This is a genomic window from Methylobacterium variabile (genome assembly GCF_001043975.1).
GTDB classification, from domain to species: Bacteria; Pseudomonadota; Alphaproteobacteria; order Rhizobiales; family Beijerinckiaceae; genus Methylobacterium; species Methylobacterium variabile.
Genome location: NZ_LABY01000069.1, coordinates 52,986 through 61,132 on the forward strand (window position 1 = coordinate 52,986; position 8,147 = coordinate 61,132).

Genomic DNA, 8,147 nt, shown 5'->3' on the forward strand with positions numbered 1-8,147 from the left:
CAATGGCGGACGCGGTGCGCCGGCGGATGACGCCGGAGGAGTTCTTCCGCTGGCAGGAGACGCAGGACGAGCCTTTCGAGCTCGTCGACGGCGTTCCGATACTCGAAGCACCGGATGATGACCGGTGCCAGCGTCCAGCACGACCGGGTGACGGTGAACGTGATCATCAGCCTGGGCAACCAGCTTCGCGGCTCGGCCTGCCGGCCGACCACGGACGACGTCTCGCTCCGGACCAGCATCACCACGATCCGGCGGCCCGACGTCACGGTCGAGTGCGGCGAGATGGTCTACGACACCCACGAGGCTCGCAAGCCGTGCCTCGTTGTCGAGGTCGCCTCACCGTCCACGGTGGCGGTCGACCAGGCCGTGAAGCTGGAGGAGTACAAGCGCCACCCGACGCTCCCCTAAATCCTGCTCCTCGAGACCGTGGCGCCGGTCGCCCTGCTCTACCGCCGCGAGGCGGAGGGCTGGCAACCGGAGCTGTTCGAGGGCCTGGAGGCGGTGATCGCCCTGCCGGAGATCGGGGCCAGGCTGGCGCTCGCCGAGATCTACGACGGGCTCACTTTCGCGCCGCGCGTCACCGACGCGATACGCTGACGCCGGCTCACCACATGTCGAGGGCGATGCGGGCCTCGTCCGACATCCGGCTCTGGTCCCACGGCGGGTCGAACACCATCGTGACGCTGCAGCCGGCGACGCCCGGCACCGCAGAGACGGCGTTCTCAACCCAGCCCGGCATCTCGCCGGCTACAGGGCAGCCCGGCGCCGTCAGGGTCATGTCGATGGCGACGTGGCGGTCGTCGGCGATGTCGACCCGATAGATCAGGCCGAGCTCGTAGATGTCGGCCGGGATCTCCGGATCGTAGACGGATTTCAGTGCCGCCACGATGCCGTCGGTCAGGCGGTCCATCTCCTCCGGCGGGATGGCCGGGGCGCTCACCTGCGGGGAATGCGCGCCGCTCGCGGCTTGGGTGTCGGTCATGCGGGGTTCCTCACGCGAACATCCGCTCGGCCCGGGTCAGGGCCGAGACGAGGGCATCGATCTCCGCCGTCGTATTATACAGGCCGAACGAGGCGCGACAGGTCGACGTGGTGCCGAAGCGCTTGAGCAGCGGCATGGCGCAGTGGGTGCCGGCCCGCACCGCCACGCCCTGGCGGTCGATGACGGTCGCGACGTCGTGGGCGTGCGCGCCCTTCATCTCGAACGAGATCACCGCGCCCTTGTCCCGGGCCGTGCCGATGATCCTGAGGCTGTTCATGGCGCGCAGGCGCTCCTGCGCGTAGGCGAGCAGATGTGCCTCGTGGGCGGCGATGTGCTCGCGGCCGAGATTCATCATGAACTCGAGGGCGGCGCCGAGCCCGACCGCCTCGATGATCGCCGGGGTGCCGGCCTCGAACCGGTGCGGGGGCGCGTTGTAGGTGATGCGCTCCTCCTCGACGATCTCGATCATCTCGCCGCCGCCCTGATAGGGCGGCAGGCGGTTCAGCCACTCCTTCTTGCCGTAGAGCACGCCGATTCCGGTCGGGCCGTAGACCTTGTGGCCGGTGAAGACGAAGAAGTCGCAGTCGAGGGCCTGGACGTCGATCGCCTGGTGCACCGCGCTCTGCGCCCCGTCGAGCAGAACCGGCACGCCGTGGGCGTGGGCGATGCGGACGATCTCTTCCGCCGGCGTGATCGTGCCGAGCACGTTCGACATGTGGCTGATCGCCACCATCTTGGTGCGCGGCGTGAAGAGCTTCTCGTACTCCTCGACCAGGAAATTACCCTCGTCGTCGACGGGAGCGAACTTCAGCACGGCGCCGCGGCGCTCGCGCAGGAAGTGCCAGGGCACGATGTTGGAGTGGTGCTCCATGATCGACAGGATGATCTCGTCACCCTCGCCGATCAGCCCTGCCCAGCCCATGCAGGTCGCGACCAGGTTGTACGCCTCGGTGGCGTTGCGGGTGAAGATGATCTCGTCGGTGGAAGGGGCGTTGAGGAACTGGCGCGTGGTCTCGCGGGCGCCCTCGAAACCCTCCGTGGCGGCGTTCGCCATGAAGTGCAGGCCGCGATGCACGTTGGCGTAGGCCGTCTCCATCGCCCCCGACATCGCGTCGATCACCGCGCGGGGCTTCTGCGCCGAGGCGGCATTGTCGAGGTAGACCAGCGGCTTGCCGTAGACCTGCTGCGACAGGATCGGGAACTGCGCCCGGATCGCCTCGACGTCGTAGGGGGTCTGGAGGACGGGTGCGTTCATGTCGGGCTCTCGTGCAGGGCGTGAGAGGGGCCGGCCCATGGGCCGGCCCGGTCCTTGGTCAGCCGCGGCGAGCGAGCCAGGCCTCGATCTCGGCGATCATCGCCTCGCGGGCGCCCTCGTGGGTGACCGCCTCGATCGCCTCGCCGAGGAACGCCTGGACCAGCAGGCTCTCCGCCTGGGCCCGCGGCAGGCCGCGAGCCATCAGGTAGAACAGCAGGTCGTCGTCGGGCGCGCCGCAGGTGGCGCCGTGCCCGCAGGCCACGTCGTCGGCGAAGATCTCCAGCTCCGGCTTGTTCATCATCTGCCCCTCGTCGGTGAGGAGGAGGCAGTCGGACTTCATCTTGCCGTCGGTCTTCTGCGCGACCTGCCGGACGATGATCTTGCCCTGGAAAACGCCGGTGGCGTCGCCGTCGATCACCGTCTTGAACTGCTCGCGGCTGATCCCGCCGAGAGCGGCGTGGTCGGCGAGCAGGGTCGAGTCGGCGAGCTGGCCGTCGCGGATCATCGCGGCGCCGTTGACGGTGGCGGTCGCGTCGTCGCCCGCGAAGTGCAGGTAGAGCTGGTGGCGCGACAGCACCGCACCGGTCACCACGTTGACGGTCTCGATGTGCGAGCCGGCGCCGAGGCGGGCCGAGACGGTCGAGAGCGCGATCGCCGCGTTGCCCTCGATGTTGAGCCGGCTGTGGAGCACGCGGGCACGGTCGCCGACCACGATGTCGAGGACGTCGTTGGGCTGGTAGGCGACCCCGTCCGGGCCCTCGTGGCTCTCGAGCAGCGTGATCTCGGCGTCGTCGCCGGCCACGACCAGCACCCGGGTCGCGGTCGAGAACGGAGACGTGCCGGTGCCGATGAAGCGCAGGTGCAGAGCGCGCTCGATCTTCGCCCCCGCCCCGGCCCGGATCACCGCCCCATCCGCCATGAAGGCGGCGTTGAGTTGGTAGATCGGGTTCTCGCGGGTCTGCGCCACCGGGGCGAGGTGGTCGAGGAGCGGGTGGCCCTCGGCCATCGCCGTGGCGAAGGGCACCACCTCGAGGCCTTCGGGCAGCCCGGCGAGGTCGGACAGCGCCGGAACCAGGTGGCCGTTCACGAAGGTGAGGCGCGCGGCCTCGACCCCGGAAAAGCCCCGGGCAGCCTTGACGGCGCTGCGGGCGGTCTCGGCATCCGGCGCATCGGCCGGCGGCGCGGCCTCGCGCACCGCGGCGCGCAGGTCGGTGTACTTGAACGCCTCGACGCGGCGATGCGGCAGGCCCGCCGCCTCGAAGTAGCGGAACGCCTCCTCGCGGGCGATGGCCGCCCCCGGGAGCTTAAGCCGCTGGACCTCGAACAGCTTCGACAGCCCGGTCTCGGCGGCGGTGCGGAGGGTCGTGACGTCGGCCATGATTACGCGGCCTCGTTCGACCGGTACTCGGCGTAGCCCGAGGCCTCGAGCTCGAGGGCGAGTTCCTTGCCGCCGGACTTCACCACCCGGCCCTGCGCCATCACGTGCACGGTGTCGGGCACGATGTGGTTGAGCAGGCGCTGGTAGTGGGTGATGACCAGGAAGCTGCGGTCTTTAGACCGCAGGGCGTTCACGCCCTCCGAGACGATGCGCAGGGCGTCAATGTCGAGGCCCGAATCGGTCTCGTCGAGGACGCAGAAGCGCGGCGAGAGCAGCGCCATCTGCAGGATCTCCATGCGCTTCTTCTCGCCGCCGGAGAACCCGACGTTGAGGGCGCGCTTGAGCATCTCGCGGTTGATCTCGAGCTTGTCGGCCGCCGCGAAGACCTGGCGCATGAAGTCGGGGGTGGTCAGCTCCTCCTCGCCGCGGGTCTTGCGCTGGGCGTTCATCGCCGCCTTGAGGAACGTCATCGTGCCGACGCCCGGGATCTCCAGCGGGTACTGGAAGGCCAGGAAGATGCCGGCCGCGGCGCGGGCATCCGCCTCCATCTCCAGGATGTTCTCGCCGTCGAGCAGGATCTCGCCGTCGAGGACCTCGTAGTCCTCCTTGCCGGCGATGACGTAGGACAGGGTCGACTTGCCGGAGCCGTTCGGGCCCATGATGGCGGCGACCTCGCCGTCGTTGACGGTCAGGCTCAGGCCGTTGAGGATGCGCTTGTCCTCGATGTTGACGACCAGGTTCTTGATCTCAAGCATGATAAAGCAGTCCTGACGGGAGCGGCCGACCGGGCGGCACCGCATCCGTTGCAATGAGTTCAGGGCATGGGAGGCTTCCGGCTCATCGCCGGAAGCCTGAAGGCGATCAGCCCACCGAGCCTTCCAGGCTGATCGAGATCAGCTTCTGGGCCTCGACGGCGAACTCCATCGGCAGCTGCTGCAGCACGTCGCGGACGAAGCCGTTGACGATGAGCGCGGTCGCCTCCTCCTCGGAGAGACCGCGCTGCTGGCAGTAGAACTTCTGGTCCTCGGAGATCTTCGAGGTGGTGGCCTCGTGCTCGAACACCGCCGACGCGTTCTTCGACTCGATGTAGGGCACGGTGTGCGCCCCGCACTGGTCGCCGATCAAGAGCGAGTCGCAGTTGGTGAAGTTGCGCGCGCCCTTCGCCTTCTTGTGCGCCGAGACGAGACCCCGGTAGGTGTTCTGCGACCGGCCGGCCGAGATGCCCTTCGAGATGATCCGGCTCGTCGTGTTCTTGCCGAGATGGATCATCTTGGTGCCGGAATCGACCTGCTGCATGCCGTTCGACACCGCGATCGAGTAGAACTCGCCGCGGGAGTTGTCGCCGCGCAGGATGCAGGACGGGTACTTCCAGGTGATCGCCGAGCCGGTCTCGACCTGCGTCCACGAGATCTTCGAGTTCACGCCGCGGCAATCGCCGCGCTTGGTCACGAAGTTGTAGATGCCGCCGCGGCCCTCCGCGTCGCCCGGGTACCAGTTCTGGACGGTCGAGTACTTGATCTCCGCGTCGTCGAGGGCGACGAGCTCGACCACCGCGGCGTGGAGCTGGTTGTCGTCGCGCCGCGGGGCGGTGCAGCCTTCGAGGTACGAGACGTAGGAGCCCTTGTCGGCGATGATCAGCGTGCGCTCGAACTGGCCGGTGTCACGCTCGTTGATGCGGAAATAGGTCGACAGCTCCATCGGGCAGCGCACGCCCGGCGGGATGTAGACGAACGAGCCGTCCGAGAACACCGCCGAGTTCAGCGTCGCGAAGTAGTTGTCGGTCACCGGCACGACCGAGCCGAGGTACTTCTTCACCAGCTCGGGGTGCTCGCGCACCGCCTCCGAGATCGGCATGAAGATGACGCCGGCCTTGGCGAGTTCCGCCTTGAAGGTGGTGGCGACCGAGACCGAATCGAACACCGCGTCGACAGCGACCCGGCGCTCGGGGGCGATGCCCTCCAGTACCTCGACCTCGCGCAGCGGGATGCCGAGCTTCTCGTAGGTCTTCAGGATCTCGGGGTCGATCTCGTCGAGCGACTGCGCCGCCTTGCGCTTCGGCGCGGCGTAGTAGTACAGCTCGTCGTAGTTGATCTTGTCGTACTCGACCCGCGCCCAGTTCGGCTCCTTCATGGTGAGCCAGCGGCGATAGGCGTCGAGGCGCCATTCGAGCATCCACTCAGGCTCGTCCTTCTTGGCCGAGATGAAGCGGATCACGTCCTCGGAGAGGCCCTTCTCGGACTTCTCCATCTCGATCGTGGTCTCGAACCCGTACTTGTACTGATCGACGTCGATGGCGCGGACGCGATCGACCGTCTCCTGCACTGCAGGCATACCCGTCTCCTACCGCTGACGGCTTCAAGGGCCGCGAGGTGATGACACGGCCGGTGCGAGGCGCATGATCACGCCGCCCGCTCCCGACGCTTATATAGGGATGAAACCAGCCGTTCGAAGGCCGCGAGGAACCTTTCCCCGTCGCACTCCCGGCTGTTCCAGCCCAAACTCACGCGCAGCGCCCCCGCGGAGAGGGCGGGATCGACCCCCATCGCCGCGAGCACGCCGGAGCGCGAAACCTTGCCCGAGGCGCAGGCCGCCCCGGACGACACCGCCACTCCGTCGAGGTCGAGGGCGATCAGGGCCGTCTCGGCCCTGAGCCCTGGCACCGCGAAGCAGAGGGTGTTGGAGAGGCGCTCGGCCCCCTCCCCGAACACGACCGCCTCCGGGGCGCAGGCACGAACGCCTGCCGCGATGGCGTCGCGCAGTGCCGCGAGGCGCCGAGCCTCGCTCGGCAGGGCCACCTGGGCCAACTCCGCGGCGAGACCGAAGCCCACGATGCCCGGCAGGTTCTCGGTCCCGCCGCGCAGGCGCGCCTCCTGCCCGCCCCCGCGCAGGAAGGACGGTTCGAGCGTCGCGCCTTCACCGAGCACGATCGCCCCGACGCCTTTCGGCGCCCCGAGCTTATGACCTGACAGGGTCACGGCATCGACGGGCGTTATATTGTGCCCAACGGAAACCCGTCCAGCCGCCTGGACGGCGTCGCTGTGGAACAGGGCGCCGTGCTGGCATGCCAGCGCCGCAACCCTCGCCAGGGGCTGGATCACGCCGGTCTCGTTGTTGGCCGCCTGGACCGAGACCAGGGCGGTGACGCCCTCGGCCGCCAGGGCCGCGAGCCACGCCTCCAGCACGTCGAGTCTCACGATTCCATCGGCATCGACCGGCAGGATCTCGGCCGCTCCCTCCGGGAAGCCGTGGCCCTGCAGGCAGCACGGATGCTCGGTCGCGCCGATCAGCAGCCGGCTCGGGGCCGGCAGGCCGCGCCGCCTCAGCGAGCCGGACAGGACCGCGTTCGCCGCTTCCGTGCCGCCGCTGGTGAACACGACGCGCGACGGTGCCGCCCCGACGAGGCCTGCGACCTGCGCCCGCGCGATCTCGATGGCGGCGCGGGCGGCGCGGCCCTCGCGGTGGATCGATGACGGGTTGCCGGGCAGCTCCACGAGCGAGCGCGCGACCGCCTCCGCCACCTCGGGCCGCACGGGCGAGGTCGCGTTGTGGTCGAGGTAGGCGCGCGGGCGCTCCATACGCTGAATTCCTTTGCCTTTCCCCCTGGGTGCCGTGCTAAGGCCCGCCCGGAACACGCGGAATGGGACGGTGCGAACCTGCCGGCGCGCGGGCCGGGACGGAGGCACCCGTTGTTTAGAACAATTCTAGTCATCTAGAACCGTTCTAAGGGTGCTTTTATGGGAGACGGGACCCGAGTCAAGCTGCGGGCCCGCGCCCATCATCCGTTCCTGCGCCGCGCTCACGCACCGTTGAAGCACAAAAGAGGTTGTTCATGCCCGAGGTCATCTTCGCCGGTCCGGCCGGTCGGCTGGAGGGGCGCTACCAGGCCCCGAAGCAGAAGGGCGCCCCGATCGCCATCGTGCTGCACCCGCACCCGCAATTCGGCGGCACGATGAACAACCAGATCGTCTACAACCTGTTCTACACATTCGCGAATCGCGGCTTCGCGGCCCTGCGCTTCAACTTCCGCGGCGTCGGCCGCAGCCAGGGCTCCTTCGACCACGGCGTGGGCGAGCTGTCGGACGCCGCAGCCGCCCTCGACTGGGTGCAGGCGGTGAACCCGGAAGCCCGGGCCTGCTGGATCGCCGGCGTGTCGTTCGGCTCCTGGATCGGCATGCAGCTCCTGATGCGCCGCCCGGAGATCGAGGGCTTCATCTCGATCGCCGCGATGGCCAACCGCTACGATTTCAGCTTCCTCGCCCCCTGCCCGTCCTCGGGCCTGTTCGTGCACGGCTCCGAGGACCGGGTCGCCCCGGCCCGGGAGGTGATGCCGGTGATCGAGAAGGTGAAGACCCAGAAGGGCGTCATCATCGAGCACCAGATCGTCGAGGGCGCCAACCACTTCTTCGACGGCAAGGTCGACGAGCTCACCCAGACGGTCGACACCTACCTCGACAAGCGCCTCGGCAAGCGCGACGAGGCGGCGTAATCGCCCGTCGGCAGTCTCGGCGCTGATCAAACCCGCCGGGTCATCC

Annotated in this window: 9 protein-coding genes; 3 read left to right on the forward strand and 6 right to left on the reverse strand. The window is 68.6% G+C overall.

The genetic code is table 11. From position 1 onward, the window contains the following. Positions 1 to 114 precede the first annotated feature (114 nt). Together VQ02_RS39060 and VQ02_RS39065 are read left to right on the forward strand one after the other, a co-directional pair. Complete coding sequence (locus VQ02_RS39060; RefSeq protein ID WP_245239696.1) at positions 115 to 408, forward strand: Uma2 family endonuclease; 294 nt, start codon at positions 115 to 117, stop codon at positions 406 to 408. 18 nt (positions 409 to 426) lie between these two features. After that, positions 427 to 597 carry a hypothetical protein gene (locus VQ02_RS39065; protein ID WP_245239697.1) on the forward strand — a complete coding sequence of 57 codons (171 nt, stop codon included), beginning with the start codon at positions 427 to 429 and terminating at the stop codon, positions 595 to 597. A 7-nt stretch (positions 598 to 604) separates the two neighbouring features. Here VQ02_RS39065 and VQ02_RS11405 read toward each other — a convergent pair whose 3' ends face one another. The 6 genes from VQ02_RS11405 to VQ02_RS11430 all read right to left on the reverse strand — a co-directional run bounded on the left by VQ02_RS11405 (position 605) and on the right by VQ02_RS11430 (position 7,190). Beyond that, complete coding sequence (locus tag VQ02_RS11405) at positions 605 to 982, reverse strand: SUF system Fe-S cluster assembly protein (RefSeq protein ID WP_048444309.1); 378 nt, start codon at positions 980 to 982, stop codon at positions 605 to 607. Positions 983 to 992: 10 nt separating this feature from the next. Further along, the gene (locus VQ02_RS11410; protein ID WP_048444310.1) at positions 993 to 2,237 is read right to left on the reverse strand and encodes a cysteine desulfurase; all 1,245 of its coding nucleotides are present in this window, start codon (positions 2,235 to 2,237) and stop codon (positions 993 to 995) included. Between the two features lie 58 nt (positions 2,238 to 2,295). Then, positions 2,296 to 3,615 carry a SufB/SufD family protein gene (locus VQ02_RS11415; RefSeq protein WP_048444311.1) on the reverse strand — a complete coding sequence of 440 codons (1,320 nt, stop codon included), beginning with the start codon at positions 3,613 to 3,615 and terminating at the stop codon, positions 2,296 to 2,298. A 2-nt stretch (positions 3,616 to 3,617) separates the two neighbouring features. Beyond that, entirely contained in the window at positions 3,618 to 4,370 is a 753-nt protein-coding gene (gene sufC, locus VQ02_RS11420) for a Fe-S cluster assembly ATPase SufC (RefSeq protein WP_048444312.1), read from the reverse strand. Positions 4,371 to 4,476: 106 nt separating this feature from the next. Continuing rightward, on the reverse strand, positions 4,477 to 5,946 hold the full coding sequence (gene sufB / locus VQ02_RS11425; RefSeq protein WP_048444313.1) for a Fe-S cluster assembly protein SufB: 1,470 nt from the start codon (positions 5,944 to 5,946) through the stop codon (positions 4,477 to 4,479). Between the two features lie 68 nt (positions 5,947 to 6,014). After that, on the reverse strand, positions 6,015 to 7,190 hold the full coding sequence (locus tag VQ02_RS11430; RefSeq protein ID WP_048444314.1) for a cysteine desulfurase family protein: 1,176 nt from the start codon (positions 7,188 to 7,190) through the stop codon (positions 6,015 to 6,017). A 254-nt stretch (positions 7,191 to 7,444) separates the two neighbouring features. Between VQ02_RS11430 and VQ02_RS11435 the strand changes: the two genes are divergently transcribed. After that, positions 7,445 to 8,101, forward strand: coding sequence for an alpha/beta hydrolase (locus tag VQ02_RS11435; RefSeq protein ID WP_048436017.1), 657 nt, complete (start codon positions 7,445 to 7,447; stop codon positions 8,099 to 8,101). Positions 8,102 to 8,147 lie beyond the last annotated feature (46 nt).

What these genes read in the sequence shown, in the direction of transcription:
- VQ02_RS11435 (WP_048436017.1), top strand. Translation starts at nt 7,445, where the DNA reads ATGCCCGAGGTCATCTTCGCCGGTCCGGCCGGTCGGCTGGAGGGGCGC.
- sufB (WP_048444313.1), bottom strand. Translation starts at nt 5,946, where the DNA reads ATGCCTGCAGTGCAGGAGACGGTCGATCGCGTCCGCGCCATCGACGTC.
- VQ02_RS11415 (WP_048444311.1), bottom strand. Translation starts at nt 3,615, where the DNA reads ATGGCCGACGTCACGACCCTCCGCACCGCCGCCGAGACCGGGCTGTCG.
- sufC (WP_048444312.1), bottom strand. Translation starts at nt 4,370, where the DNA reads ATGCTTGAGATCAAGAACCTGGTCGTCAACATCGAGGACAAGCGCATC.
- VQ02_RS39060 (WP_245239696.1), top strand. Translation starts at nt 115, where the DNA reads ATGATGACCGGTGCCAGCGTCCAGCACGACCGGGTGACGGTGAACGTG.
- VQ02_RS11410 (WP_048444310.1), bottom strand. Translation starts at nt 2,237, where the DNA reads ATGAACGCACCCGTCCTCCAGACCCCCTACGACGTCGAGGCGATCCGG.
- VQ02_RS11430 (WP_048444314.1), bottom strand. Translation starts at nt 7,190, where the DNA reads ATGGAGCGCCCGCGCGCCTACCTCGACCACAACGCGACCTCGCCCGTG.
- VQ02_RS11405 (WP_048444309.1), bottom strand. Translation starts at nt 982, where the DNA reads ATGACCGACACCCAAGCCGCGAGCGGCGCGCATTCCCCGCAGGTGAGC.